The organism is Oceaniglobus sp. K40-3 (genome assembly GCF_055808395.1).
This window is the reverse complement of sequence record NZ_JBVVRW010000003.1, coordinates 99,073-124,840: the sequence shown is the minus strand read 5'-3', so window position 1 is coordinate 124,840 and position 25,768 is coordinate 99,073. Positions and strand designations below refer to the sequence as shown.

The following is a 25,768-nucleotide window of genomic DNA, read 5'->3' as shown; positions in this document are numbered from 1 at the left end:
GTAGGCCTGTTTCAAATGTCGCGTGAACGCATCGCGCGCGAGGAAACAGGACAACGCCCCCATGATCGTTAACGACCAGACACTTGAATTGGCCTTTCGCGGATTTCAGACGGTCTATACCGACGCTTATCTGAAAGCGCCGGTCCACTGGGACAAGATCGCCATGCGCGTTCCCAGTGTCAGCCGCGACGAAACCTATGGCTGGCTTGGCCAGTTCCCGCAATTGCGGGAATGGATCGGCCCGCGCCATATCAACAATTTGCTGGCGCACGGCTTCACCATCAAGAACCGCCAGTTTGAAAGCACCGTGGCGGTGCATCGCAACGATTTCATGGATGATCGCCTTGGCGTGTTCAAACCGGCCTTTTCCGAAATGGGCCATGTCGCACGGCAACACCCCGAGGAATTGATTTTCGGCCTGTTGGCGGCGGGGTTCGACACGGAATGTTTCGATGGGCAGAACTTCTTCGACACCGACCACCCGCTGACCGATTATACCGGCGCGTCGGTCAGTATCAGCAACATGCAAGCCGGGTCCGGTCCGGCCTGGTATCTGCTGGACACATCGCGCAGCGTGCGCCCGATCATCTGGCAAGAGCGCGAGGAATACAATTTCGTCGCCAAAACCAACAAGAACGACGACAACGTGTTCATGGACAACCGCTATCTCTATGGTGTGGACGCGCGGGTGAATGCCGGGTTCGGGTTGTGGCAACTGGCCTTCGCCAGCAAGGCAACGCTCAACGCCACGAATTATGCCGCCGCGCGGGCGGCGATGATGAGTTTTCACAGCGATGGTGGGCGTCTGCTGGGCATCAACCCGATGACGATGGTTGTTCCGCCCGCGCTGGAAAGTGCTGCGCTCAAGCTGCTGAATTCCGAACTGGGCGCTGGTGGTGAAACGAACGAATGGAAGGACACCGCCGAACTGATCGTCACGCCTTTCCTGTCGGCCTGATCCCCATGAGCCTGATCGCCAGAGCGCTGTGTGAACAAGCCTTTGATACGGGTGCGCCGGAATGGGTGCATCTGTTTCCGCTGGGCAAGATGACCGGGCGTGACGGGCGGGTTTTTGACCTGGCCGATGCCGAATCGCTCAAGGGCGATTTCGAGGCCCGCCGCGTTGACCTTCCGGTGGACTATGAACACCAGAGTGAAACCGCGCCGTCTGCGGCATCGGGGCCGGTTCCTGCGGCGGGCTGGATCAAGGAACTGCGGGTAGATGCACGAGGCCTGTGGGGGCGCGTTGAATGGACTGCAACCGCCCGCGAACTGATTGGCGCGAAGGCTTACCGCTATCTCTCGCCCGCGTTCAACTATCTGAAAGCGGGCAACGTGATCACCCGCCTGAAAGGCGCGGGCCTTGTTCACCATCCAAACCTTGAGCTGACCGCCTTGGCGCGGCAGGAGGACACCTTGAACGACACCATTTTGAAAGCGCCCGTGCCCTCGGGCGACAACCCCAAAGCCCCGGCCACGCCGGGCGACCCGGCATTCATGCAGCGGCTGATCGCCGCTCTGAAACTGCCTGCGGACACCGATGTCGAAACCCTGATCGGTGCCATTGAAAAGATGATGGCCAGCCCTGACACGCCCGATCCTGCCAAATTTGTCCCCATGGAAGTCATGCACGAGTTGATGCGGGCCAGCCCCGTGTTTTTGGGCCAGCAAGCCGCCACCATGTCCGAAGGGCGCGCTGCGCAAAAGGTGAATGATGCCTTCGCGCAAGGCTATCTGACCACGCCCATGCGCGAATGGGCGACCGCACTTTGCCAGTCCAATGAGGCCGCTTTTGACAATTTCATTGCCACGTCTGTTCCCATGTTCGGCCATTTGACAAAACCATCAGGCTTGCGCGCACAGCCGCCCCACACGCAAAATCACGGGCGGGCATCGTCCGTTGAGGAAACGGCGATCTGCGCACAACTGGGCCTGAAACCCGGTTCGCTTTCAAGTTGAGATCGGCAGGCCGGGGGCGACATGGCCCGGCTTGCTGCACGTTCCGCAATCCCCCTCTGCGGAACGCACAACACTCCGGCTGGCGGTTTCCTCTGCCCAGCCGGGGTGTTCCCCCCGACCGACAAGGCCCAACCCGACATGCCGCAAGATGATCCGAACTATCCCCTGCCCCCGGCCCAGGTTGACCCATTTGTTGACGTTCTGGGCTATCCCCTTGCGATCCGGTTCCTGCTGGAATTCGGCGGGTCCGAAGTGGCGCTGTCCGCCACGCCGCGCGGTGACGGCATGGTATCCCGCGTGATCGGGGCCGAAAGGGAAACCGCGTTGCAGGCCCGGTGCGGCCTGAAAATCTATCGCGTTCCGCTGGCATCGCGCTGGCTGGCGCTCTGCCTCTATGCCGAGGGCGAAACCACCGCCGGTATTGCCCGCCGCCTGCGCACCAGCGATGTGAGCGTCCGCCGGTGGATCAAAGGCACCAACACCCCACGCCCGCCCCGCCATGTGATCGAGAATAGATAATGGATGATATTGACAGAGAATGTGACCGGAACGTGCCGCGCAGCGATTGGCACAAGGCGCTTCGGGATGCGCGGTCAGAGCTTGCGCAGGCGAAGGCATTGACATCCGGTGTTCTCGCCGCACAGGCCTGTGCACTTGCCGATCTTGAACTGGCCATGGAAGGGGCGTTTAACGAAGGCTTAAAGACCCTGCCCGAACCCACCGTTCCGCCCACCGAACACCGCCGCAATCATCGCCCCGGCAAAATGGCAAAGCTGGACGCCGACCCGGAATTGCGCGCCTTCGTTACCGCACGGCTCGACAGGCTGACATTCCACGAGATCGCCAACGACGTGCGCGCCCACTTCCCGCCCGACCGCCGCGTCGGCAAAAGCGCAATCCATGCGTGGTGGCAAAAATCAGGATCACCGAGCGGTCCCGGATAGTCACAGGACTACCGGCTTAGTCCGGTATCAAACCTTGTGAAACTACTGTTCAGAGCATGTGAACACACACAGGCAGCGGAAAGTTCAGGTCGATCCCCCCGCATAGGCGCGGCAGCGGTCCGCCGTGCCGCCCGCCATGTCCCACAAGGGTTTTCCCGTTTGTTTGCCGCGAATATCCCACAGGGCGATATCCACCGCCGAAATCGCAAAGGATGCGACCCCGCCGCGCGCCACATAATGCACATGCCACTGCATTGCGTCGTAAAGGGCCTCGACCGCGGTTGCGTCCTGTCCGATCAGGAACGGCGCAAGGTCATGGTCGATCATCGCGGCAATGGCCCGCCCGCCCTTGCCACCGGTATAGGTGTATCCGGTGCCTTCGGTTCCGTCGGCAAGCCGGATGGTTGCCGTGATCAGTTCGAAATGCGTATGATCGCCGTGTTTGGCATCGGACAGGACTTCGGCCAGGGGGACATGAAACAGTTGAACCGTGATATCCGCGATCCGGTGTCGGTCGGTTGTGGTGTGGTTTTGCGCCATGAAAGTTCCCCTGTTGCGTCTTTTGTACGCCCATAATGGGCGCTCCGAAAGGTTTATATGCGTATATTCCAAAGTTGAATCGTATATTCCTGTATTTAGTCGTACCAAAGTAAAGATGATGCTCTCAAATCGCATTCCCCGGGGGTTTCAGTGTATGCAGGATGGATGATTCCCGTCAGCGGTATGAAGGAGGGGCAGGTGGACATGCAGGATCGCAAAGGCCGGGCGGCGGATCTCGTGGTCACGACCATCGAAAGCCGGATTCACGCCGGCATTCTGGCAGACGGCACCCCCCTGCCGCCGGAACGGGATCTGATGGAGGAATTCGGCATCAGCCGCACCGTGGTGCGCGAGGCGGTGCGCCTCTTGTCGTCGCGCGGGCTGGTCGAGGCCCTGCCGCGCCACCGCCCTGTCGTGCGCACGCCGGGGTTTGATACGGCGGTCGATGCGGTAAGCAGCATCGTCACCCATCTTCTGGGCCAGCAGGGCGGGGTGAAAAACCTGTTCGACACCCGCGTTCTGCTGGAAACCTCGCTGGCCCGGCAGGCGGCGGCCAATGGGACAAAGGATGATATCGCCGCGCTGAAACAGGCGCTGGAAATCAACGGCGCGGCCATTGATGACAGCGATCTGTTTTATCAGACCGACACGGCGTTTCATTCGGTGCTGTATCAGATCACCGGCAACCCCGTTCTTGTGGCGCTCCACAAGGCCTATACCACCTGGCTTGCGCCGCAATGGTCGCAGATGCCGCGGTTGCAGGACCGCAACCGCGACAATTATCAGGCCCATCTGGACATTTTCGACGCCATCCTCATGCGCGATCCAGATGCCGCCGAAACCGCCATGCGCCGCCATCTCGACAAGGCGTGGAAACACGTCAGCGAAACCTTCGGCGACATCTGAGGCGCATCAGTATCTCTGATAAACGGTGCGCTTCTGCAAATACCCCTCAATACCATAAACCCCATCCTCACCCCCCACACCGCTCAACTTGTGCCCATTGTGATACCCCTGAACATTCCCCGCGATCCCAGAGTTCAGAAATGGACGATTGCCCGGCCCAACCATAGCGGCCAGCCCCGCACACAGGCAAAACAATGGCGCCATCAAATGTTGGGGCGCATTCAAAGCACACCGGACAATGTCCTTGCGGTAAAGGCCGTCGGCACGATCACGGATGACGACTATAACACTGTCCTGATCCCCGCCGTCGAAGTCTGGATCAGCAACACCGCGCGGATGTTCATGCCGCTTTTCCCCGGTAAGTCGAAACTGTTCACTGTCGGGCAACTGCAAGATGCGTGGTTCTGGATCGCCGACGAACAGCGTACGGGGTAATTGCGGGGAACGGCACATGAAGGCGGCGTTGTCGTTTCACCTCAATCCCGTGCTATCGTTTGCCGATCCAGCCCTTGCGCCAGAAATACACCAGCATGACCCCCGCACAGACAAGCATCAGACCCAGCGCATAAAAATATCCGAACCGCCAGTTGAGTTCGGGCAGGTTGTAGGGCGATGTCGTGACAAAATTCATGCCGTACAGCCCCGCGATAAACGTCATCGGGATAAAGATGGTGGCGATCATGGTCAAAAGCTTCATGATCTCGTTCATCCGGTTCGACACCGACGAGAGGTGCAGATCAACCAACCCCTGCGCGATGTCACGGTAAACCTCGACCATATCGAGAATCTGAAAACTGTGGTCCGAGCAGTCACGCAGATAGATTTTCAGCGGCTCGGGGATCAGTGCGGTGTCACTGCGCTGCAATGTCGCGATCGCCTCGCGCTGTGACCAGACGGCGCGCCGCATCTCAAGCAGGTCGCGCTTGAGCAGGTGGATATCCGTAATATGCCCCGGATCGGGCTGTTCGATGACTGTTTCCTCCAGAGTTTCGGTCAAGTCCCCATAAGCTTCGAGGATTGGAAAATAGCCGTCAACCACCGCATCAATCAACGCATACCCAAGATAGACAGGCCCCATGGCGCGCAGTTGTTTCGACCCTTCGGCGATCCGTTTGCGCACCGGGGCGAAGATATCGCCGGGCCGTTCCTGAAAGGTCAGCACAAAGTGAGGGCCGATCACGATGGCAATCTGTTCCGAGTCGAATGGCGGGCCGCCGCAGGGTTCGCGCATCACGACGACAATATAATCGTCGTCGTGGATTTCGGCCTTGGGGCGCTGCGCGACGTTGACGACATCCTCGATCACCAGCGGATGCAGGTTGAAAAGACGCCCTATCGCCGCGATCAAGTCTGTATCGGCAAGCCCGCGAATGTCGATCCATATGCCGGCCCCGTCAGTGGCGCCATTTTTCAGGGATTCGACCTGCCCGATATCCGCGATATCGCGCGGCCCCACGCCCGCGTCACCAAGAGACCAGCCCTGGATTTTCGTTTCGCAGGCGCCAGGCGTGTCATGGATCGTGCCGGGCGCCACGCCGATCTGTTGGCGCGCGAATTTCCGCTTTCGCCCCAATGCCCGCAGATGGGCGATTACTTGTCGGTTCTTTGCAGGATTTGACACAAGCCACCGTTTTCAGAAATGTCACCGTATGTGCCAAACGCTAGCATTTTGCGCCTTGGGACACCATCCAATCATCAAGGGGCCAAACCCGCACGGCGCAACGCCACGGTTACAGGACGGGACCGATCGTGGCGAAAACGTTGTTCCAGATCCGCCTGTACCAGGGCCAGGCCAGAACCTCTTTCAGAACAACCGCGCCAGACCGGCTGATATAGTCTTGCTGACGCGCATATATCGCCTTGGTGGTGGCCGCGTCATGCACCAGAAGATTGTTTTCATAGTTCAGATCAAAACTGCGCAGGTCCAGGTTTGACGACCCGATCAGGCTGACCGTTTCGTCGATTGTCAGGGTTTTGGCATGTAAAAGGCCGCCGTTGAATTCATGGATGATACACCCCGCATCAAGCAGACGGCGATAGTAACTGCGGCTGGCGGCGGCGACGATCCAGCTATCATTCACCGCAGGCAGGATCAGCGTCACGGTAACCCCGCGCCAGGCGGCAGCACAGAGCGCATCCAGGACAGACGCATCGGGCACGAAATAGGGTGTGGAAATGGTCAGATCATCGCGCGCACTGCCGATCAGCGCCGCAAACAATTGGGGCGTTGCGCCGCGCCGTTCGGTGGGGCCAACCCCCATGACCTGTGCCGGAAAGCCGCCCTCGACAGGGTCGGCCCCAAGCGCGATTCCCGCCAGGGGTTCGCCGGTTGCCTGCATCCAGTCACTGGCAAACAGCAACTGGTTCTGCGCGACGACCGGCCCACGGATGCGCAGCATGATATCGACCCAGGGCCCATATTTTTTCTTGGGCAGGAATTCCGGGTCGGCCGAATTGCGGCTGCCGCAATAGGTGATGCGCGCATCGATCACCGTGATTTTGCGGTGGTTGCGCAAATCAAGACGGCTGGTCAGGATCGTGCGCAGGATGTGGCGAAACGGCAGGGCAACGGCAAGATGAACACCCGCCTCGTTCATGCGCTTCCACAGGTCGGAATGGATCAGCGGGCGCGATCCCAGCCCGTCCGCCATTGCCCGGCACGTCACCCCCCTGCCCGCCGCGCGGATCAACGCTTCGGCCAGGGCCCTGCCCATCGTATCGTCAAGCCAGATGTAATAAAGCACATGAACATGGTTTTTCGCCGCATCGATGTCCGCGATCATCCGCGCGCGTGTCGTGTCGCTGTCTGCCATCAGTTCGGCTGCATTTCCGTCCACCGGGTGAAACCCGTTGATTGACGCGGCATAGCGGAACGCGGGGCGATAGGTTGCGTCGATCAGGTGCGGGGTCGCGGATGGATCGCCCATGAAACCCCGCGCTGTTGTAGCTATTTCATCAAATATCTGGTCGTGTCGTCTGTCCGCCGCCTTGCCGAGATCGTTTTCACCAAACAGATAGTAAATTCCCATCCCGACATATGGCAGCACGGTCAGCACCACGAACCACGCGAGCCTTGCCGGCGGCGTGAGATCGTCCCGCACCAGAATTCGCAGTGTGAACCCCAGCACCAGAAGGACATGGACAGCTAACAGGATGGTCATCTGTTCTCCTCATTGAAAATTCAGGCGTGGCGCGCGCCATGCAACCCTGGCAGATGCCATTTTTGATGTCACACGTCACCGGGCGATCCGAATGCGACCTCGACGCGCAGGCCCGGGGCGTTGTCTGACAGGGTGATGCGCGCGTCGTGCCGTTCAGCGATGGCCCGGACAAGAGCAAGGCCCAGCCCGGTGCCTGCGGTGGTTCGACTGGCATCGAGCCGGTGGAACGGTTCGAACACCGCGTCGCGCGCCGACTCGGGAATGCCGGGCCCGGTATCCGCGACAATCAGGCGGACACTGCCATTGTGATGATCCAGCGATACCCATATCCGGTTGCCCGCGGCGCCATGGGACACGGCATTCTGAAGCAGATTGACGATCAGTTGTTGCAACATCTCGGCGTCACCGATGATGTTGAAACGGCTTTCCTGCGACCATTCCCAAACAAGGGTCTGTCCGGCGTCTTCGGCCACCATCTGATAGGTGTCGACCAGATCGTCCAGCAATGAGGCAAGGTCGACCTCTGCAAAGGCTGCGCCAGCCGCGCCGCTTTCGATCTGCGAGAGCCGCAGATACCCACCAAAAATCCCCGTCATCCTTTCCAGTTCGGCCTGCGTGTCTTCGACCTCGGCACGGGGGCTCTGTCCGGCATCAATCCGGTCAAGCGCGCGCCCAAGCCCAAGATAGGCACGGCCAAGCGGCGATTTCAGATCATGGGCCACGGCGGCGGCGGTGGCGCGGGTCGAAACCATCAGCCGGGACAACGTGTCAAGCTGGGTATTCATCCGCCGCGCGATCCGGTCGATCTGATCGTTGCCCGGCGACACCGCCATTCGTGCCGTCATGTCACCTTCGGCCACCCGCACCAACGTCGCATCCATTTGCTCCAGTTTGTGCAGGCTTTTGCGGCTGAGGAAATAGCCGCTTCCCAGCATCAGCAGAACAACGACGAAACCGGACAGGGCCAACGTGCGAAACATGGCCCGGTCAACCACAATCAGACGGTCCATTCGCTGTCCGACGACCAGCGTAAAATCGCCCAGGGCGGCGCTGAAATAAAGATAATCGACGGCCTGCCGCCCAGTCTGAATGTGTGCTGCGGAACTGGCGATGTCCAGCGGCCCCTCGTGCCAATTGTTCGCGGCCGGCCGCGAACCGATATTCCCGGCAATCGGAGCGCCGTCCGCCCCAAAGAACCCGATTGCGCGCTCTCCCAGTTTCGTAAAAATCGTGGCACTGCGTATCAACGCGATCACGGGTTCGCCGCCCTCGCCCCGGTACTCGTTTGCGATCAGGCCCCATCGCGCCTGGATGCCCTCGCGCAATTCCGCCCGGATGCCGCGCTCCACATAGCTGTGGGTCACCATGCCGACGGATATCAGAACCATGACGAATGCAATCGCCGACAGCAGAACCGCCGAAAATGCTGCGCCCGAAAGGACGTTACCGCGGTCCATGCATCGAATACCCGGTGTTGCGGATCGTGTGGATCAGGGCGGTATCGAACGGCTTGTCGATTTTGGCGCGCAGGCGGCTCATGTGGGTTTCGACAACGGTGGTGTTGGGTTCAAAGTTGAAATTCCAGACCCGTTCCAGCAACATCGTGCGCGTCACCACCCGCCCGGCATTGCGCATCAACACCTCCAGCAACGCGAACTCCTTGGCGTGCAGCTCGATCAGCTTGCCCTGCCGGGTTGCATTACGGGACAACAGGTCAAGATGCAGGTCGTGGACATCAAGGGCGTGGGACTCGGGGGTGTCGTGGTTTCGCCGGGTGATCGACACGATCCGGGCAAGCAGCTCGGAAAAATGAAACGGTTTGGTCAGATAGTCATCCCCCCCGCCGACAGCCCTTCGACCCGGTCATCAACCTGCCCCATCGCCGTGAGAAACAGCACCGGCAGATCCTGTTTCGCGGCGCGCAGCGCCTTGACCACCGAAAGGCCATCCATCCCCGGCATCATGCGATCCAGAATGGCCATGTCGCACGTATTGTACAGGCAATAGCTCAGAGCATCGCGCCCGTCGGTTACGTGATCGACACTATGGCCAATTTCGGTAAGCCCGGCGGTCAGATATTCGGCCATCTTTTCATCATCTTCAGCCAGCAGGATTTTCATCGGCGTCTCCGTATGTTCGCACAGAGGATACGCAATGACGCAGGTTTCAGCCAGTATAACCGCGAACCTTGCACGGATGTAAGGTTGCGGTGAATTTCACGGCTGATCCGCGGGCTAGAACAAAGTCACACGCCGGGTGTGCGAACCGGCCCTTATCGGAGAACCTTAGATGAACACGCAGGAACACGCGCCCAAAAGCGCGGAGCGCAAGCCTGAATTCTCCAATCGGCTTGCCCTCATCGGCATCGTATTTATCGCAATCGGCGTTCTTGCCATTGTCCTGCCCGCCTGGGCCACGCTGGCGGGTGAACTGTTGATGGCCTGGATGCTTGCGCTTTGGGGCGCGGTGGGCCTTTGGTTCGCCTGGGAAATGCGCGCCGCCAAGGAATGGCGCTATGGGGCGGCTGCATTCGGCGCTGCCTTGCTGTTGGGCGTGGTGTTTCTGTTGTTTCCGGGCGTCGGGATCGCAACCTTGACAATCGTCATGATGGTGGTGTTCCTTTTGGAAGGTATCGTGTCGATCCTGCTCGGCTTGCGGATAAGCCGGCACTATCGCACCTGGGGTTGGATGATATTCAGTGGCATGTGTTCGCTGATCGTCGGTGTTATCATCCTGTTTGGCTGGCCTGAAACGGCGATCTGGACGCTGGGCCTGCTGTTGGGTGTGAATTTCCTCTCGACCGGGATTTCGCTGCTTATGTTTGGAAAAAAGCGAAAGAAACCGCCTGATATGGTCAACGCCGCAATCCCTGCCGCCGGGAACAATACCAACACCTCTCCCATCCAAAGCAGACTGCTGCGGATTATCGAACATCCGGCAATCAAGATCGCGGTGCCACTGGTTATCGCAGTGATCGCGATCATCGTTCTGCACAAGCTGGCAAGCCATGTGAAATGGCGCGATGTGAAATCCGATCTTGCGTCCGCGTCGCCGGTTTCATTGCTGAAGGCGGTTGGTTTCACTGCGCTGAGTTTCGTCGGGATTTCGCTCTATGATGCGTTGGCGGTCCGATCGGTCGCGCCGAACAAGGTGCCACTACGCATTGCAGCCCTCGCCGGGGCAGCGGGCTATGCGGTGTCCGGTCTGCTGGGTGTGTCCTATCTGACGGGCACCGCGGTTCGTTACCGCGTCTATTCGTCATTCGGCCTTGATCTGGCGCTGGTCGCCGGGGTTATCGCGGTTTCCTGGAGCGGCTTTCTGGCTGGTCTGGTGCTGGTGTTTGGTGGTTTGCTGGCGCTGCACCCCGATGGATTAAGCGCGGTTTTGCCTATTTCGCCAACCGCCGAGACAGCAATCGGTATTGCACTGCTGATTGCATTGGCGGCCTATCTCATCTGGTTGGCGACAGGTCAGCGTCGTTTGAAGGCCGGCGGGTTTGGCATTTTCTTGCCGGATGCCAAAACGGGCGCTGCTTTGGCAGGTGCCGGCCTGTTGGATCTTACCGGCGCGGCCCTGACGCTTTATGTCCTGATGCCCGGCGATGTGGTCACAAGCCTGCCCTTTTTCTTTACGGTGTATTTCGCTGCGATCGGTCTGGGAATCCTGAGCCACGCGCCCGGCGGCCTCGGCGTGTTCGAGGCAACGATCATTGCGGGGCTCGGCGCATCCGGGCGGCCTGACGTATTGGCGGCGCTGTTGCTGTATCGGCTGGTCTATACGATTTTGCCGTTCCTTGTCGCGGCGGGGGGCTGGGCGCCATAATCGGGCTGGCGCGGCGGCGTGAATTGACGGGTGGCGCGCGCGTGGTTTTGCGTGCGCTTGGGCCGCTGGTGCCCCCTGTTGCGGCGGGGGTTGCGCTGCTGGCCGGGGTGGTCCTGCTGGTATCGGGCAACCTGCCCGCCGATGGAACGCGCCTTGGTGTGCTGCGCGAAATACTGCCCCTGCCCTTCATCGAAGCCTCGCATCTTGCAGGCAGCCTCGCCGGGTTGCTGCTTGTCGTTGTGGCGCGGGGGCTTTATCGCAAGCTTTATCGCGCATGGCTGATCGCGATGGCGCTGATCGCAATCGGGTTGATTGCCTCGCTGCTCAAGGGGCTGGACTGGGCCGAATCCCTGTCGATGCTGGCAACTCTGGCCATACTCGGCCTGTTCCGTCCGGCGTTCTATCGTGCGGAAAATATTTCAGTATTCCGCCTTAACGCGGCGTGGCTGGTCAGCATTCTTACCCTGGTGGCCGCAATATTCTGGATCGGGCTTTTCGCCCATTCCCACGTGCCCTATCGCAACGCGCTGTGGTGGGATTTCACCTGGCACGGCGACGCATCACGTTTTCTGCGGGCAAGCCTTGCCGGCGCGATCGTGCTGGCGGTGATCGCGTTCAATTCGCTGATGACTGGCAGAAAAGTCCGCATTCGACCAGAGCCTGTACCGGACACGGTGCGCAGGTTGGTCGCCGCCAGCGAGAATACCGAGGCGGGCATCGCCCTGATGGGCGACAAGGCGTTTCTGATCTCAGAGGACGAAAGCGCCTTTATCGCCTATGCCGATACCGGCCGGTCCCTGATCGCCAAGGGCGGCCCGGTGGGCAACCCCATCGCGGGCCAGAACCTCATCTGGCAATTGCGCGAGATGGCCGACAGACAGGGCAAACGCTGTGCCTTTTACGCGGTGTCGCCTGCGTATCTGCCCACCTTTCTGGATCTTGGCCTGTCGATCCTCAAGATTGGCGAAGTGGCGCGCGTCGATCTGCGCGGTTTCACTCTGGACGGGTCGGCCCGAAAAGATCTGCGGCAGGCCCGCAACCGTGCAATACGCGATGGATTCACCTTCGAGGTGATCCCGGCAGCAGCACTGGCCCCGATAATGCCCGACCTGCGCGCCATTTCGGATGCCTGGCTGGACGGCAAACAGGGAGAGGAGAAAGGCTTTGCGCTTGGGGCCTTCAGTGAAAGTTATGTCGCAAATTTTGACGTTGCCGTCTTGCGGAACGCCGAGGGGCAGATCACAGCCTTCGCCAATCTTTTCAAGGGCGCGAATCTGCACGAACTGGCCCTGGATCTCATGCGTTATCGCCCCGGAGGGCCCGGCTTTGCCATGGATGCCCTTTTGGCAAATCTCATGATGTGGGGCGCAGCCGAGGGATACCAGTGGTTTTCGCTGGGGGCGGCGCCGTTCTCGGGGATCGAGAACAGGCAGCTTGCCCCGATCTGGAACCGCATCGGCGGATTCGTCTATGAGCATGGCGAACATTTCTACAATTTCGAAGGTCTGCGCGCCTTCAAGGAAAAATTCGGGTCTGAATGGTCGCCGAACTATCTGGCCTGCCCCGGGGTCTGGCGGCCCCGCAAATCCTCTATGAGATCAATATTCTGATCTCTGGCGGATTGCGCGGAATAATGAAGTAGGAGACCGCAATGAGCGCCCGTTTCAAACCCCACACGTTCCACACGCGGCCCGGCCTTTCCGGGATGCGCCCGGGCGTGGCCGGCGTCGGGTTCACTTTGGCATATCCCGCCCGCGCCCTGACCCGGGCAGGCCACAGGAACTAAGCGATGCGCAATAACGGCACCCCACCGGAAAAGGCCATTCCAACCGCAGCCGCGGCGGCGGGTCGCAACGGGATGCTCCCGTTTCTTCTGGCGTTTTTGGCCAGTTGCGCCACCCCTTCGCGCACGCCCTACACCCTTGCCGATCAAATGGCGGCGATGGTCCCCGGATATCACGCCATCAGGTTTTACGCTGACATGCCCGCTGCACAGCTTGACAAAGAGCGTGAACATTTCATGCCAGCCGGCAAAGGGCCTGACGGGCGGTCAAGCTGGCTGGCCCTGTCTTCGGGCGGTGCGGGCGGCGCCTTCGGGGCGGGTGTTCTGACCGGCTGGACGATCCGCGGAGACCGCCCGCAGTTCGATCTTGTCACCGGCGTCAGCGCCGGGGCATTGGTTGCGCCCTTTGCCTTTGTGGGGGCGCAGGCCGATAAAGAGCTTGCCGGTTTGTTCACCGGTGCGTCAGTCGTCAAACTTAACCAGAGCCGGTCGCTTTTGGCGGGTGTTCTGGGTCAGGGGGCCATTTCGGCAAAACCGCTGCGCGCGCTGATCGACGCACATATCACCACCGGTTTGATCGACCGGATCGCAGCGCGGCACCGCTCGGGCGCGCGGCTGTTGATCGTCACCACCAACCTTGATGCACAGCGCAGCGTGGTCTGGGATATCGGCAAAATCGCCGCGTCAGACCAGCCTGACAAGGTCCGCGTGATCGGTGATGTGCTGGAAGCGTCGGCAAGCATCCCGGCAATATTTCCGCCGGTCCGTATTCCGGTCACCGGCAACGGGATCAGGTTCGACGAATTGCATGCCGATGGTGGCGCAATCCGGCAGATGTATCTGTTTCCCGACGCGTTTTACGACCGTGCGGACATCGAAGGCCTGAAGCCAGACATCTTTGCCATCGTCAACGCCGAACTCGCCCCCAGCTTTGACGTGGTGCCCCAGCAATCCATCCGAATTGCCGAACGGGCGCTGGAATCTCTGGAAAAATCCAGCGCCGCGCGCAGTGTTGCACAATTGGCCGACTTCGCCCGCCAGAACCGCGCAAGCTTTCGCGTGGCATTCATCGACCGCACAATTCCCGCGGATCGACGGATTCCTTTGATCCGGCCTATATGCACTCTGCGTTTGCGCTTGGGCAGGCAAAGGGACGTGCCGGACAATGGGAGGCGGGCCCGCCTGTCGGCATCGATTTGCTTGAGGGCGAATGATGGCAGACCTGAAACAGACCTTTGGGCATTACTGGGCGCTGTTCAACGCCAACAGCATGACGGGCGCCCTGCTCCTTGCGGCTGTCTTTGTTATTGTCGGCCTTATCCTGTCCACGATCCTGCGGCGCGCGATCCGGCTGATGATTGCGCACGACAAGGATGGCCGCCTTGATCGTCTGGCCGCCACGTTCATTTCGCAGGTCGGGCAGGTCTTTATCTGGGTGTTTGTTGCGATGCTTTATGCGCACATTGTTCCGGCCCTTGACCGGCTTGGTACCGCGCTGCTGGCCAGTGTATCCATCGCATCGGTCGTAATCGGGCTTGCCGCACAATCGACATTGGCCAATCTTATCGCAGGGCTGAGCCTGGTGCTTTACAAACCTTTCCGGCTTGGCGACCGGCTCGAAGTTGCCGTTCCCGCCGGGGTTGAAACCGGAACCGTCGAAGCGGTTTCCCTTGGCTATACGGTGTTGCGCACCTACGACAACCGGCGGGTCGTGATGTCGAATTCCACGATCGCAACCGCCATCACGATCAATCATACGAAAACAAGCCCCCGGGTCATGACGGTTGTTCCCTTTTCGATCGGCTATGGGGCCGATATCGACGCGGCCCGTCGCATTGTCATGGATCTGGCACAGCACCATCCCGACATCGAAGAGGTCGTGGCCTGTCCCTTGGTCCATCTGAACAGTTCAAGCATTGATTTTTCGCTGACCGGCTGGTGCAAGGATGCAGGCACGGCGGTCGGGGCGAAATACGATCTGCTTGAATCGATCAAGAAATCCTTCGATGCACATGGGATCGAAATTCCCTATGCCTATCAGAATGTCGTTCTGAAAGATCAATCGACAACAGCCGCCACCGAGTTGCGAAACGGGGAAGACCAATAATGCCATTTTGCGAAATCAGACCATCAGCGATCCGTCACTGGCAAGCGGCGGCTTGGGGCCTGTCCCTTGTCCTGCTGTCCGCATGCAGCGACGAACGCAGCAGCTTTCTCGTGCCCGGCGGGCCGGTGGCGGCGGCGCAGCGCGCGCATCTGATCGAGGTCGTGGCCTGGACCATGATCGCGATTCTGCCGGTGTTTCTGTTGGTGCCGGTGCTGCTGTGGCGATACCGCTATAAGAACCGCAAGGCGCGCTATACCCCCGACTGGGAATTCTCGGGCATTCTGGACGTGGTGATGTGGGGTGTGCCGTTCATTATCATCGCCGTGCTGTCAGTGCAGCTTTTCAAAAGCACCCACGCGCTGGACCCCTACAAACCGATTGCCTCGGATCAGCCGCCCCTGAATGTGCAGGTGATCGGGCTGGATTGGAAATGGCTGTTCATCTATCCCGACCTTGGCATCGCCACGATGAATGAGCTGGCGATCCCGACGGACACGTCGGTGGCGCTTGATCTGACGTCCGACACGGTGATGCAATCGTTCCTCATTCCGGCGCTGGCGGGGCAGATTTACGTCATGGCCGGCATGCAGACGAAACTGCATGTTCTGGCAGATGAGACAGGCCGTTTCGAAGGCGAGAACGTGCAGTTCACCGGCACAGGGTTTACCGAGCAGAAATTCGACACCCTGGCGATGTCACCCGAGGATTTCGCGGCCTGGGTAACCAAAGTGAAATCAGACGGCATCGCATTGGACAGCGAAACCTATGGGCGCCTTGCGGCGGCCTCCACCGGGCAACAGGCGCATGAGACGTTCGGTTCCGACCGGATGCCAGAGGACGTGATCTATTTCAATCAAGCTGCGCCCGATCTCTTTGAGAGCGTCATGCACCGCTATATGCAAGGCACCCCCGTGACACCCGATCAACAACCCGGCGCCGTGGGATATGTCCCGCCATCCCCCCAGACAGGAGCAAGCCAATGACCGGCGATCAAACAACCGGCTGGCTTTTTGGCCGTCTGGACATATCATCTCTGGCGATCCTGCCAGCGTTTCAGAACCCCTCGACCAGCGAATTCATCGCCGCCGGTGCCGCCATCATCGTTATTCTCGGGGCGATCGGCGCGGTCGCGTTCATCACATGGCTGGGGGCCTGGCGGGCGCTGTGGCAAAACTGGCTGACCAGCACGGATCACAAACGCATCGGAATCATGTATATCGTGCTGGCCCTGGTGATGCTGACGCGCGGCGTGCTTGAGGCGGGCGTCATGCGCACGCAACAGGCCTTTGGTCTGGGTGGCGGTTTTCTGACACCCGAACATTTCGCCGAATTGTTCACCACCCACGGCACGATCATGATCTTTTTCGTGGCGATGCCGCTGGTGGCGGGGATCATCAATTATGTCATGCCGTTGCAGATCGGCGCGCGCGACATGTCCTTTCCGGTGATGAACCAGATATCGCTGGGACTGACGACGACGGGCGCCGTCTTGTTGATGCTCAGCCTGCTGTTCGGGCAGTTTTCAACCGGAACATGGGCCGCCTATCCACCCTATACCGGAATTGATTTTCAGCCCGGGCCGGGGCCGGATTACTGGATCTGGACCATCGTGTTTTCCGGGATCGGCACCACCCTGTCGGGCATCAACTTTGCCGTCACCATCTATAAGGAACGGGCGCCGGGGATGACCCTGTTCAAGATGCCGCTGTTCTGCTGGACGGTGATCTGCACGTCGATCATCATGATTTTCGCGCTGCCGCCTTTGACGGTCGCGGCGCTGATGCTGGCCGCTGACCGGTATATGGATTTTCACTTTTTCACCAATGATCTTGGTGGCAACATGATGAATTTCGTCAACCTGTTCTGGCTGTTTGGCCACCCCGAAGTTTATCTGCTGGTGATCCCGGCCTATGGCGTCTTTTCCGAAACCATCGCCACTTTTTCAGGCAAGCGACTGTATGGTTATACGTCGCTTGTCTATGCGACGATGGCGATCGCGATCCTCAGTTTTTGCGTCTGGCTGCACCATTTCTTTACCATGGGGCAAAGCGCGAATGTGAACATTGCCTTTGGCATCGCGTCGATGTGCATCGCGGTGCCCACCGGCGTAAAGGTTTATGACTGGATGGCGACATTGTTTCGCGGGCGCATTCGCATGACAGTGCCGATGATATATGCGCTGGGGTTCTTTTATCTGTTCGTCATCGGCGGGTTGACCGGGGTGATCCTGGCCAATCCGACGATCACCTATCAGGTTCACAACACCCTGTTTCTGGTGGCGCATTTTCACAATGTCATCATCCCGGGCGTCGTTTTCGGGCTGCTTTCCGGCTATCACTATTGGTTTCCCAAGGCGTTCGGGTTCCGATTGCACGAAGGTTGGGGGCGCGTTGTTGCCCTGCTTTGGATATTCGGGTTCTCCTTTGCCTTCCTGCCGCTTTATGTCGTCGGGTTCATGGGGATGGCGCGCCGCACCGCCAATTATACCGATCCATCCTATCAACCGATGATGTGGCTGGCCCTGTTCGGGGCGGCGTTGCTGGTAAGCGCGGTGTTTTCCATCCTGATCCAGCTTCGGGTCAGCATCCGCAACCGCGCGGCGCTGGCCGTGCCGGTTGGCGATCCGTGGAACGGGCGCACACTGGAATGGTCGATCCCGTCGCCGCCCCCGGAATACAACTTTGCAGTGATCCCCCAGGTGCAGGAACGCGACGATTTTGCCGATGCCAAGGCCAGAGGCCGTGCCTATACCGAGCCGGAAAAATACGATGACATCGAGATGCCGAACAATACCGCAATCGGAATGGTGATCTGCGTTCTCGCCACCTTCCTTGGCATGGCGTTGGTTTTCTATATCTGGTGGCTCGCCATCCTGTCTGCCGCCGGTCTTTTGGTCGCCTTCATCGCAAGGACATTCAACATGAACACCACCCATATCATCCCCGCCGCCAAGGTGGCCGCGGACCACAAGGCATGGCTGGCAAAGGTGCGTGCCGCAGCGCCGATCACACGCGATGCGGAAACGCAGGATACAAACCGGGGCCGCGCCCGGCTTGAACGCCCCGATCTTGTGGAGGTCGCGCAATGAACCATCCGATCCTCCACCCCGGTCTGAACCTCGGGCCGCATCACGGTGTGGCCCACGATCAGGCCGAAGCCGTTGCCTTTGGGTTCTGGATATTCCTGATGAGCGATCTCATCATCTTTGGCCTGATGTTCGCCACCTATGCGACAATGGCCAATCCGGTGGGCATGGCAGGCGGGCCGGGACCAAAAGAGGCATATGATCTGGGCAGTGTCTTTGCCCAGACGATGATCCTGCTGGTCAGCAGCCTGACCTTTGGCATGGCCTCGCTTGCCATGCGCCATGAACAGGCGCGTCGTCACGTCGTGGGGTGGCTTTGCGTCACGCTGGTGCTGGGCTTGGGGTTCCTGACGCTGGAGATGCGTGATTTCCTGCACATGATCGACATCGGCGCCGTCCCGTCGCGCAGCGGGTTTCTGTCGGCGTTCTTCGGCCTTGTGCCGCTGCACGGCGTCCATGTGGCGGCAGGGTGCATCTGGATCATTATCATGCTGATCCAGATGCAGATTTTCGGCATGGTCGGCGTCGTGAAAACCCGACTGGTGCGGCTGGGGCTGTTCTGGCACTTTCTTGATCTGATCTGGGTCGGGATATTCACCATTGTCTATCTCGGGGGGCTGATCACATGAAAGATCTCGACTATCGCCACGAGGTGCGCGGCTATCTCACGGGGTTCTGCCTTGCGCTGGTGCTGACGCTTATCCCTTTTGCGATGATTGTCTGGGGGGGCTTTGGGTATTCAACGACCCTCATCATCATCGGCATCTTTGCCTTGGTTCAGATCCTCGTTCACCTGCGGTTTTTCCTGCACATCGACCTGTCAAAGCAGAAACGCGAAGACTTGCAACTGATCCTGTTCTCGACTCTGTTGCTGGTCATGATGGCAATCGGCACGGTCTGGATTCTGGGCAATCTTGCAACACGGATGTAAGCGCTGTCGGCGTTTGTCGGCGACCCACAATGACCTGACAAACCCGACCAAAGCGATTGGGGAAAATGACAATATCCAACCCTGAGCGTGTCAGGAAAATCAGAACCAGAGCCAACAGGATCGCCCATGCGGTTGCTCTGGATAAATGGTTTCCGCATCTGCCGATGGCCGTCGCGATCTTTATCGTCGGGGCCCTTGTTCTGAACACGCATTTTGGCGCGCTGTTGCAGAATTATCTGCCAGGAAAGCTGCTCGACAATATAACCGCCCACCCGTTGCTGTTGCCGCCTTTGCTGATCGGGGGCGGCCTGATGATCATTTCCCCGGGCCTTTTGTTTCGGTCGCGGATCGCGTGGGGGGCGCCGTTGCGCTGTTGCTGTTGGGGCTGGTGAATATCGCGTTCGCCCGCAGCGTGAATCACATCTCGATAGGGTTTCTGCTGTTCCCGGTCGTGTTTTTGATCATTTTCAGGCGGAGATTCAATCACACCAGCCTTGCCGCGGCAACATTGTTCGCCCTTGCATCGGTATTGATGGCGCTGACCTATGCCACGTTCGGCAGTTTTTACCTTGGATCCGACTTCAAGCCGCCAATAGCAGACCTGATCACCGCGTTCTATTTTTCGGTCGTCACGATGAGCACGGTCGGATATGGCGATATCACCCCTCAGACGCCTGAAACGAAACTCTTTGTTGCATCGCTGATCATCGTGGGAATCGTCACGTTCGCAACCTCCCTTACGGCGGTTGTCGGCCCGCTGTTTGCCAGCAGTGTTCATCGCATTCTTTACAGGAGACCCGCAAAAATGAAGCGCGAAAACCATTTCATCGTGATTGGGGACACGCCTCTTGCAATCAGTGTCTGGCGCAAGCTGGCAGAGCGCGGCCAGCCGGTTACGAGAATCGTCCGGCAACCCCTGCCCGACACAGAAACGCCCCCGGTTGATGTTGTCATCGGAGAGCCAAGCAATGTCGATGTGCTCAAGGAGGCAGGCGCCGAACGCGCAGAGGCCGTCCTTGCCTTGCTCGATGCCGATGGGGAAAACGCCTTTGTCATCCTGGCGCTCCGGGAATTGGGCGGCACGGCGCGAAGCGTCGCCGCCATCAATGATTCCGCGCATGAACAACGGATAAAACTTGTGCAGCCCGACATGACCATTTCACCCGAGGTTATCGGGGGCGAACTTCTTGCCATGGTGCTTTCCGGTGAAACGGTGACGTCGGATTTCATAATGAAACGGGTTTTACGTGAAAATCCCCGCCCCAAACCCGACAGCGGCGGGCAAGAAGGGGCCTAAAACATTTGCGATATTGCTGCACTGTGGCCCCCGATTTTACCACCTGCATCAACCAGGACGGCAGGCAATGGAACAACGGTTTGTTCATTTCAAGGCAGACCCAAGGGGGTTCGCCGCCTTTCGTCAATCAACGGCTGGAACAGGTTTGCGGTGCCGTTCCGCTCGACGCCAGGCGGCTGTTACCCCCGCAACAAGGATTGATCGGGCAATCCGGGCCCAATGAGGTATAGACGACCATCGGCCAGACAGCGCCGGAAAGGTAAATGAATGAGTAAACCCAACAGTGCAAAAGGCGGCCAGCGCGATCTGACAGTGGGTGCCATTCCGGCGACGATGGCGCTGTTCGCCTTGCCGACGCTTGGCTCTTCGGTGCTGCAATCGCTGAACGGGTCGATCAACGCCGTTTGGGTCGGGCGCTTTCTGGGCGAGGATGCCCTGGCGGCGACGACCAACGGCAACATCGTGATGTTCATGCTGATCTCGTTTGTCTTCGGGTTCGGCATGGCGGCGACGATCCTGATCGGCCAGGCAACCGGGCGGCACGACACGATCATGGCAAAGCGGGTCATGGGCACCGCATTGGGCAGCATCATACCATTCAGCGTTCTGATCGCGGCGGGGGGCTGGATTTTCGCGCCTGAATTGCTGTCATTGCTGGGAACACCATCGGCTGCGGAAACGCTCGCGCTGACCTATCTGCGGGTGATTTTCGTCGCGATGCCCGCCACGTTGACGTTTACCCTGTCCATGATGGCCCTGCGCGGCACAGGCGATTCCCTGACGCCCCTGTGGTTCATGGGGCTGTCGGCGTTGATTGATCTGTGCCTCAACCCCGCGCTGATCCTTGGCATTGGCCCCCTGCCCCAGTTGGGCATATTCGGATCGGCCCTTTCGACGGCAATCGCCAACTCCGTGGCGCTGATCGGGATGGGCGTCACCCTGTATCTGCGCCGTTCGGTTCTGGCGCTGCGCGGGCCGGAACTGCGTTATCTGGTGGCGGACCGGACAATCCTTGGCGCGATGATCGCCAAGGGCCTGCCCATGGGGCTGCAGATGATCGTCATATCTTCGGCGGCGCTGACCATGCTGTCGCTTATCAACCGCGAAGGCGTTCAGACCACCGCAGCCTATGGCGCGACCCAGCAATTATGGACCTATGTTCAGATGCCGGCGATGGCGCTCAGCGCAGCGGCAAGCGCGATGGCCGCCCAGAACATCGGCGCCGGTCAATGGGACCGGGTGTCAGGGATCACCAAATGGGGGCTGATCTTTAACATCCTGTTGACCGGCACCCTTGTTGTCGTGCTGACGATCTTTGACAAGGCGGCCCTTGGGCTGTTTCTGGGGGCGGGCAGCGACGCCATCCCGATCGGACGCCAGATACAATTGCTGGCAACCTGGGGCTATGTCTTTTTCGGTATCGCTCAGGTGCTTTTCGGCACGATGCGCGCGAATGGTTATGTGATCGGGCCGCTGATCGTGATGGTTATTTCCATGTACCCGATCCGGCTTGGCTTTGCGTTCGGGCTATATCCCGTGCTGGGGTCCGACGCGCTCTGGCTTTCGTTTCCGGCGGGGATGGTCGCGACGGCGTTGATGGCGCTGGCGCTCTATCTGCGCGGAACCTGGCGCAAGGGCAAGATGATGGCCGAGAGCGAGGCAGCACAGAAAACCGAAATCTATCGCGCCCAGGCGGGCACCTGTGTGTCGGGCAGTGATCTTGCGCCTGCCGCCACATGGGCGGCGCCGGCAAACCGCCGGTGATCTGACCCCCGGTGCATTCCTGACATGATGCACCGGTTTTCGGTCTAGTCCGACTGTATCATCATCGGCCCTGCAAGGATCAGGGCAATCAGATCGGCCTGCCGGTTTGTGCCGGTTTTCTGAAACAGGTTGCGCATGTGGAATGCAATCGTGGTCTGCGACACGCCCAGCTCGGCCGCAACATCGGTCGCGCGGGTGCTGCGCGCCAATGCGCCCGCCACCCGCGCCTCGGTCGGGGTCAGGCCGAACAGATCCATCAACAGCGTTTCCGAAACGTATTTCCGATGATCCGGGTCAGACAGAAATATCGCAACATGCGACTGATCCGGCCCGGCATCCCGGCCCGGCGCAAGCGAGCAAACCAGCGCCGGGATCGACCCGGCGCCCTGCTGGCGGTGCAGCATCACGCCGATCACCTTGTCGCCCCCGGCTTTTGCGGTGTCCAGCGTTGCCGACAGGGCGTGTTGCAGGCTCGCGGTCTGACAGTGGGTCGGGCGATCTGATCATGTCCGGCCCGGTGTGAATGAAATCCGGGTCGGCGCCCATTTCGCGGGCTGCGCGGTTGATATGAACCGGCCTGCCCCGTCCATCCAGCAAGACAATCCCCAGCGAAATAAGGTCAAGCGCCGCTTTGGCCCCACCGCCCGACAATCCACCCAATGCGTGGCGCAATGTTGTCATTTCGGCGTTGTGGCGGCCCCGGATGCGATCCACCTGGCGCAAACGCGCCGCGACGGTTGCCAGCATCAGATCATAATCCACGGGTTTGACCAGATAATCGTCGGCACCCTGAAGCTTTCCCTCGACGATCTCGCGGGGGTCGGACAGCGCGGTCAGAAAAACGAAAGGGGTGGCGCCCAGTTCGGGGTGATCCCTGCGTAGTTTCCGCAGAACCTCATAGCCGTCCAGCCCGGGCATGGTGATATCGCACAGCAACAGGTCAGGCGCGCTGTCGGCCAGACACTCCAGCGCCGCCTGACCGTCCTTAGCCGCAATGGTGCGATAGCCGGCCTCCTGCAATTCCTCAACAATATCACATCGCAGGGCGTTTTCGTCCTCGACAACCAAAATCAGTGGCGGGATGACAGGCTGGGTCATGTCTGTGTTTCCCTGAACCGTGGCAGCGTCATGCGAAACGTCACCCCTTCGCAATCCGGCACCAGAATGACATCGCCCCCCTGCATCCTGGCAAGGGCGCGCGTCATGAATAACCCGATACCGGTGCCCGCAATTCCCACGCTGTTCGCGCCGCGATGATTGCGTTCGAATATCCGTTCCCCGTCTTCCGGGGGAATGGCGGCGCCGGTATTGTGGACATCGCAAAAAACGCTTTTGCCTTCCCCGTGCAGGGTCACGGAAACGGTGCTGTCGGGGGGCGTATTTATCGGCATTGGACAGCAGGTTCGCCAGCGCCTGTTCCACATGGGCCGGGTCGCAAAACACGGTGGCTTGTCCGGGGCCCGCTTGCCGGGCCTCGATCCGGCGGGACGGTGCCGCATCGCGCCAGCGGCTGCACATTGTCCCGACCAATTCGTTCAGGTCGCATTTTTCCCGGCGCGCGCCGATCTGGCCTGCATCCAGCCGCGCCGCGTCAAGCGTGCTGTCGACCAGCCGGGTCAGGCCCGCGATGGCACTGCGGGCGCGCCCGGCCCGCTCGGCCACCTCGGCCACCTCGGCCCGTGGGCCACGCCGGACCAGCCGTTGCAGGGCCGAATCCGCCACAGCCAGCGGCGTTCTGAACTGATGCGACACCATGGCGGCAAAGTTGCGATAAAGATCCGCCGCCGATTTTTCGCGCCGCAGCGCGCTGTCCAGATCGCGGGTGCGTTCGGCCACCAGATCTTCCAGGCGGTCGCGGTCCTGCGCGTCTTTTTGCAGGGCCGCGTGCCGGTCGGATGCGTCGTGGATGAACAGGATCGCCCCAAGGATGGCACCATCATTGCGCATGGGAAAGAACCGCAGATCAACATAGAGCGGCCTGTCGCACCCGTTGGAAAACAGGGGTTGAAAGGTCAACCGCGAGGTTTCTCCGGCAAGGGCGCGCACGATGCCGTCCCGCACAGGTGCCACGTCAAAGAACCCGGCCACCTCGGCCAAGGGCCGGCCCACAGCATGTTCCGCCGCCGGGCCGATCATCGCGGTCATCGCTTCGTTCCACAAGGAACACCGCGCGTCGTTGTCCACCGCAAGAATGCCTTCTTCGCTGGATGAAATCAGCAGACCGGAAAAATCCCGTTCGCGCCGCAACATGTGATTACGCCCACGCGATTCCCGCAGGGACATGACAAGGGTGATCGTCAGGATACCGCCCGCGACCATGATCCCGATCAGCGACAGGATGTTCTGGCGCAACTGATCGCGGTACGCTTCCAACCGCCCGCCCAACTCGTCCCACTCTGCGATCATCGCGGTGTTTGCCGCCCGCCCCAAAAACGCCGGGAAGGGCGCCAGGGCCGTGCGCAACTGCGCCCCCTTGCCCGGTGTGAAATTGTCGATCATCGGCACGATCTGCGTGGCCAGGATTTCGGTCAACTGGACCAATTCATCGCCATAGCCGGCCTTTTCAACAAAGCGGCGCTGCGGCCCATCGTTGAGCAGGGCAATCCGGCTGCTCAGGATATCGCGCCGCAGGGCAAGCTCGTCCAACCCCACCTCGCCGCGGTCGGCGCGCACCGCTGTCTCGGACAGGCGCAGGGCGGCGACCTCGCTCTGGTGCAGCACCCAGAGCATGTTGTGTTCCGCATCGACGCGCATCGCGTTCTGAACTTCGAACATCCGGTAGAACGAAAACAACAGCAGCGCCGCAAAGACAAGGACGGTGACCAGCGGCAGGATCAGCCACAGGCGGGGGGCGTGCAGGCGCGTCATCGCACATCGAGGCGATAAAGCTGCCAGACCCAGCGATAATCAAAGCGGATGTCCTGCAATTCTTCGTGGTCGTCACGGGGATAGACGATCCACAGTGGCCCCTTGTCGTCGCGTGGCAGGGCATTGCCATCCATGGCATACGCCACAATCACATCATAATCGTAAAAATCGGTGACGGGAATATCGACCATATAATCATTCAGGGCCGCCGCCGTAACCTGATCCCCCTGCGCGCCCACACGTTCCAGCAGGTCACGCATCAGAAAACCGGTGAAGGCATGAACGCCATCGGTGACGACAGTTGTGGTTTCGATCGTGACAGCGGGCAGCGATTCCAGCGCGGCGCGATCCAGCGTAACAGGCCCGTCCGCGATCTGGCCTGTCACGTCCAGCATGACATCTGTTGGCCCCGCCATGGCCACCGCCCCGATCAGCATCAGACCGCCCGCCACAAGATGCGCCTGCATCAGCATGTTTATCCTCCTGCTGTTAGCCCACGGCCAGTTCACCAGCACCCGCGCATTTGTGCAAACACTCTATGTCAGGAAAAATCTGCCCGCCCCCTCTGAACGAACGGGGCGGCGGCAGGGCGGGTTGTGCA

At 60.0% G+C, this 25,768-nt stretch carries 24 protein-coding genes and 2 pseudogenes; 18 read left to right on the top strand and 8 right to left on the bottom strand.

Features of this window, described 5'->3' with window-relative positions:
* Positions 1-61: 61 nt before the first annotated feature.
* The 4 genes from AC0L7P_RS19010 (at position 62) to AC0L7P_RS18995 (ending at position 2,903) form a co-directional block, all read left to right on the top strand.
* Complete coding sequence (locus tag AC0L7P_RS19010) at positions 62-958, top strand: Mu-like prophage major head subunit gpT family protein (protein ID WP_473435720.1); 897 nt, start codon at positions 62-64, stop codon at positions 956-958.
* Positions 959-963: 5 nt separating this feature from the next.
* Entirely contained in the window at positions 964-1,959 is a 996-nt protein-coding gene (locus AC0L7P_RS19005) for a phage protease (protein WP_473435719.1), read from the top strand.
* A gap of 138 nt (positions 1,960-2,097) precedes the next feature.
* Positions 2,098-2,478 carry a helix-turn-helix domain-containing protein gene (locus AC0L7P_RS19000; protein ID WP_473435718.1) on the top strand — a complete coding sequence of 127 codons (381 nt, stop codon included), beginning with the start codon at positions 2,098-2,100 and terminating at the stop codon, positions 2,476-2,478.
* A complete protein-coding gene (locus tag AC0L7P_RS18995) occupies positions 2,478-2,903 on the top strand; it encodes a hypothetical protein (protein WP_473435717.1) in 426 nt (141 codons plus the stop codon). The genes AC0L7P_RS19000 and AC0L7P_RS18995 overlap by 1 nt, the downstream gene beginning before the upstream one ends.
* Positions 2,904-2,973: 70 nt before the next feature.
* On the opposite strand, the pseudogene AC0L7P_RS18990 reads toward AC0L7P_RS18995, so the two are convergent.
* Positions 2,974-3,443 (bottom strand): annotated as a pseudogene (locus tag AC0L7P_RS18990) (uroporphyrinogen decarboxylase); the annotation flags it as partial.
* Positions 3,444-3,647: 204 nt separating this feature from the next.
* Between AC0L7P_RS18990 and AC0L7P_RS18985 the strand changes: the two are divergent.
* The gene (locus AC0L7P_RS18985; protein WP_473435403.1) at positions 3,648-4,349 is read left to right on the top strand and encodes a FadR/GntR family transcriptional regulator; all 702 of its coding nucleotides are present in this window, start codon (positions 3,648-3,650) and stop codon (positions 4,347-4,349) included.
* Between the two features lie 207 nt (positions 4,350-4,556).
* Positions 4,557-4,784, top strand: a complete 228-nt coding sequence (locus AC0L7P_RS18980; protein WP_473435716.1) for a hypothetical protein — start codon at positions 4,557-4,559, stop codon at positions 4,782-4,784.
* A gap of 52 nt (positions 4,785-4,836) precedes the next feature.
* Here AC0L7P_RS18980 and corA read toward each other — a convergent pair whose 3' ends face one another.
* The 4 genes and pseudogenes from corA to AC0L7P_RS18960 all read right to left on the bottom strand — a co-directional run bounded on the left by corA (position 4,837) and on the right by AC0L7P_RS18960 (position 9,630).
* Complete coding sequence (gene corA / locus AC0L7P_RS18975) at positions 4,837-5,970, bottom strand: magnesium/cobalt transporter CorA (protein ID WP_473435715.1); 1,134 nt, start codon at positions 5,968-5,970, stop codon at positions 4,837-4,839.
* 109 nt (positions 5,971-6,079) lie between these two features.
* Entirely contained in the window at positions 6,080-7,510 is a 1,431-nt protein-coding gene (gene cls, locus AC0L7P_RS18970; protein ID WP_473435714.1) for a cardiolipin synthase, read from the bottom strand.
* Positions 7,511-7,578: 68 nt separating this feature from the next.
* Positions 7,579-8,967, bottom strand: coding sequence for a sensor histidine kinase (locus AC0L7P_RS18965; RefSeq protein ID WP_473435713.1), 1,389 nt, complete (start codon positions 8,965-8,967; stop codon positions 7,579-7,581).
* Positions 8,954-9,630, bottom strand: a pseudogene (locus AC0L7P_RS18960) (response regulator). The gene AC0L7P_RS18965 and the pseudogene AC0L7P_RS18960 overlap by 14 nt, the downstream one beginning before the upstream one ends.
* A gap of 169 nt (positions 9,631-9,799) precedes the next feature.
* Here AC0L7P_RS18960 and AC0L7P_RS18955 point away from each other — a divergent pair.
* The 12 genes from AC0L7P_RS18955 to AC0L7P_RS18900 all read left to right on the top strand — a co-directional run bounded on the left by AC0L7P_RS18955 (position 9,800) and on the right by AC0L7P_RS18900 (position 22,299).
* The gene (locus tag AC0L7P_RS18955) at positions 9,800-11,332 is read left to right on the top strand and encodes an HdeD family acid-resistance protein (RefSeq protein WP_473435712.1); all 1,533 of its coding nucleotides are present in this window, start codon (positions 9,800-9,802) and stop codon (positions 11,330-11,332) included.
* Between the two features lie 41 nt (positions 11,333-11,373).
* The gene (locus AC0L7P_RS18950; protein ID WP_473435711.1) at positions 11,374-12,942 is read left to right on the top strand and encodes a phosphatidylglycerol lysyltransferase domain-containing protein; all 1,569 of its coding nucleotides are present in this window, start codon (positions 11,374-11,376) and stop codon (positions 12,940-12,942) included.
* A gap of 41 nt (positions 12,943-12,983) precedes the next feature.
* Complete coding sequence (locus AC0L7P_RS18945) at positions 12,984-13,118, top strand: hypothetical protein (RefSeq protein ID WP_473435710.1); 135 nt, start codon at positions 12,984-12,986, stop codon at positions 13,116-13,118.
* A gap of 3 nt (positions 13,119-13,121) precedes the next feature.
* Positions 13,122-14,501, top strand: a complete 1,380-nt coding sequence (locus tag AC0L7P_RS18940; protein WP_473435709.1) for a patatin-like phospholipase family protein — start codon at positions 13,122-13,124, stop codon at positions 14,499-14,501.
* Positions 14,470-15,222 carry a mechanosensitive ion channel family protein gene (locus AC0L7P_RS18935; protein WP_473435708.1) on the top strand — a complete coding sequence of 251 codons (753 nt, stop codon included), beginning with the start codon at positions 14,470-14,472 and terminating at the stop codon, positions 15,220-15,222. The genes AC0L7P_RS18940 and AC0L7P_RS18935 overlap by 32 nt, the downstream gene beginning before the upstream one ends.
* Positions 15,222-16,205, top strand: a complete 984-nt coding sequence (locus AC0L7P_RS18930) for a cytochrome ubiquinol oxidase subunit II (protein ID WP_473435707.1) — start codon at positions 15,222-15,224, stop codon at positions 16,203-16,205. The genes AC0L7P_RS18935 and AC0L7P_RS18930 overlap by 1 nt, the downstream gene beginning before the upstream one ends.
* Complete coding sequence (locus AC0L7P_RS18925; protein WP_473435706.1) at positions 16,202-18,310, top strand: cbb3-type cytochrome c oxidase subunit I; 2,109 nt, start codon at positions 16,202-16,204, stop codon at positions 18,308-18,310. Before AC0L7P_RS18930 ends, AC0L7P_RS18925 begins: the two co-directional genes overlap by 4 nt.
* On the top strand, positions 18,307-18,936 hold the full coding sequence (locus tag AC0L7P_RS18920; protein ID WP_473435705.1) for a cytochrome c oxidase subunit 3: 630 nt from the start codon (positions 18,307-18,309) through the stop codon (positions 18,934-18,936). The genes AC0L7P_RS18925 and AC0L7P_RS18920 overlap by 4 nt, the downstream gene beginning before the upstream one ends.
* The gene (gene cyoD / locus AC0L7P_RS18915; protein ID WP_473435704.1) at positions 18,933-19,238 is read left to right on the top strand and encodes a cytochrome o ubiquinol oxidase subunit IV; all 306 of its coding nucleotides are present in this window, start codon (positions 18,933-18,935) and stop codon (positions 19,236-19,238) included. Before AC0L7P_RS18920 ends, cyoD begins: the two co-directional genes overlap by 4 nt.
* A gap of 65 nt (positions 19,239-19,303) precedes the next feature.
* Complete coding sequence (locus AC0L7P_RS18910; RefSeq protein WP_473435703.1) at positions 19,304-19,630, top strand: hypothetical protein; 327 nt, start codon at positions 19,304-19,306, stop codon at positions 19,628-19,630.
* Complete coding sequence (locus tag AC0L7P_RS18905) at positions 19,612-20,535, top strand: NAD-binding protein (RefSeq protein ID WP_473435702.1); 924 nt, start codon at positions 19,612-19,614, stop codon at positions 20,533-20,535. The genes AC0L7P_RS18910 and AC0L7P_RS18905 overlap by 19 nt, the downstream gene beginning before the upstream one ends.
* Before the next feature lie 267 nt (positions 20,536-20,802).
* A complete protein-coding gene (locus AC0L7P_RS18900; RefSeq protein ID WP_473435701.1) occupies positions 20,803-22,299 on the top strand; it encodes an MATE family efflux transporter in 1,497 nt (498 codons plus the stop codon).
* 44 nt (positions 22,300-22,343) lie between these two features.
* Here AC0L7P_RS18900 and AC0L7P_RS18895 read toward each other — a convergent pair whose 3' ends face one another.
* Genes AC0L7P_RS18895 through AC0L7P_RS18885 form a run of 3 tightly spaced genes read right to left on the bottom strand, consistent with a single transcriptional unit; the run spans position 22,344 to position 25,604 of the window.
* A complete protein-coding gene (locus tag AC0L7P_RS18895; RefSeq protein ID WP_473435786.1) occupies positions 22,344-22,556 on the bottom strand; it encodes a helix-turn-helix transcriptional regulator in 213 nt (70 codons plus the stop codon).
* A 37-nt stretch (positions 22,557-22,593) separates the two neighbouring features.
* Positions 22,594-25,167 carry a response regulator gene (locus AC0L7P_RS18890; RefSeq protein WP_473435700.1) on the bottom strand — a complete coding sequence of 858 codons (2,574 nt, stop codon included), beginning with the start codon at positions 25,165-25,167 and terminating at the stop codon, positions 22,594-22,596.
* Entirely contained in the window at positions 25,164-25,604 is a 441-nt protein-coding gene (locus AC0L7P_RS18885; protein WP_473435785.1) for a putative pterin-binding protein, read from the bottom strand. The genes AC0L7P_RS18890 and AC0L7P_RS18885 overlap by 4 nt, the downstream gene beginning before the upstream one ends.
* Positions 25,605-25,768 lie beyond the last annotated feature (164 nt).

Coding starts and splice junctions, on each gene's coding strand:
- AC0L7P_RS18895 (WP_473435786.1), bottom strand. CDS start 22,556: ATGGATCTGTTCGGCCTGACCCCGACCGAGGCGCGGGTGGCGGGCGCA.
- AC0L7P_RS18890 (WP_473435700.1), bottom strand. CDS start 25,167: ATGACGCGCCTGCACGCCCCCCGCCTGTGGCTGATCCTGCCGCTGGTC.
- AC0L7P_RS19010 (WP_473435720.1), top strand. CDS start 62: ATGATCGTTAACGACCAGACACTTGAATTGGCCTTTCGCGGATTTCAG.
- AC0L7P_RS18995 (WP_473435717.1), top strand. CDS start 2,478: ATGGATGATATTGACAGAGAATGTGACCGGAACGTGCCGCGCAGCGAT.
- AC0L7P_RS18945 (WP_473435710.1), top strand. CDS start 12,984: ATGAGCGCCCGTTTCAAACCCCACACGTTCCACACGCGGCCCGGCCTT.
- AC0L7P_RS18935 (WP_473435708.1), top strand. CDS start 14,470: ATGATTGCGCACGACAAGGATGGCCGCCTTGATCGTCTGGCCGCCACG.
- AC0L7P_RS18955 (WP_473435712.1), top strand. CDS start 9,800: ATGAACACGCAGGAACACGCGCCCAAAAGCGCGGAGCGCAAGCCTGAA.
- AC0L7P_RS18910 (WP_473435703.1), top strand. CDS start 19,304: ATGACAATATCCAACCCTGAGCGTGTCAGGAAAATCAGAACCAGAGCC.
- AC0L7P_RS18940 (WP_473435709.1), top strand. CDS start 13,122: ATGCGCAATAACGGCACCCCACCGGAAAAGGCCATTCCAACCGCAGCC.
- AC0L7P_RS18920 (WP_473435705.1), top strand. CDS start 18,307: ATGAACCATCCGATCCTCCACCCCGGTCTGAACCTCGGGCCGCATCAC.
- AC0L7P_RS19005 (WP_473435719.1), top strand. CDS start 964: ATGAGCCTGATCGCCAGAGCGCTGTGTGAACAAGCCTTTGATACGGGT.
- AC0L7P_RS18930 (WP_473435707.1), top strand. CDS start 15,222: ATGCCATTTTGCGAAATCAGACCATCAGCGATCCGTCACTGGCAAGCG.
- AC0L7P_RS19000 (WP_473435718.1), top strand. CDS start 2,098: ATGCCGCAAGATGATCCGAACTATCCCCTGCCCCCGGCCCAGGTTGAC.
- AC0L7P_RS18885 (WP_473435785.1), bottom strand. CDS start 25,604: ATGCTGATCGGGGCGGTGGCCATGGCGGGGCCAACAGATGTCATGCTG.
- AC0L7P_RS18900 (WP_473435701.1), top strand. CDS start 20,803: ATGAGTAAACCCAACAGTGCAAAAGGCGGCCAGCGCGATCTGACAGTG.
- AC0L7P_RS18980 (WP_473435716.1), top strand. CDS start 4,557: ATGTTGGGGCGCATTCAAAGCACACCGGACAATGTCCTTGCGGTAAAG.
- AC0L7P_RS18985 (WP_473435403.1), top strand. CDS start 3,648: ATGCAGGATCGCAAAGGCCGGGCGGCGGATCTCGTGGTCACGACCATC.
- cyoD (WP_473435704.1), top strand. CDS start 18,933: ATGAAAGATCTCGACTATCGCCACGAGGTGCGCGGCTATCTCACGGGG.
- cls (WP_473435714.1), bottom strand. CDS start 7,510: ATGACCATCCTGTTAGCTGTCCATGTCCTTCTGGTGCTGGGGTTCACA.
- AC0L7P_RS18965 (WP_473435713.1), bottom strand. CDS start 8,967: ATGGACCGCGGTAACGTCCTTTCGGGCGCAGCATTTTCGGCGGTTCTG.
- AC0L7P_RS18925 (WP_473435706.1), top strand. CDS start 16,202: ATGACCGGCGATCAAACAACCGGCTGGCTTTTTGGCCGTCTGGACATA.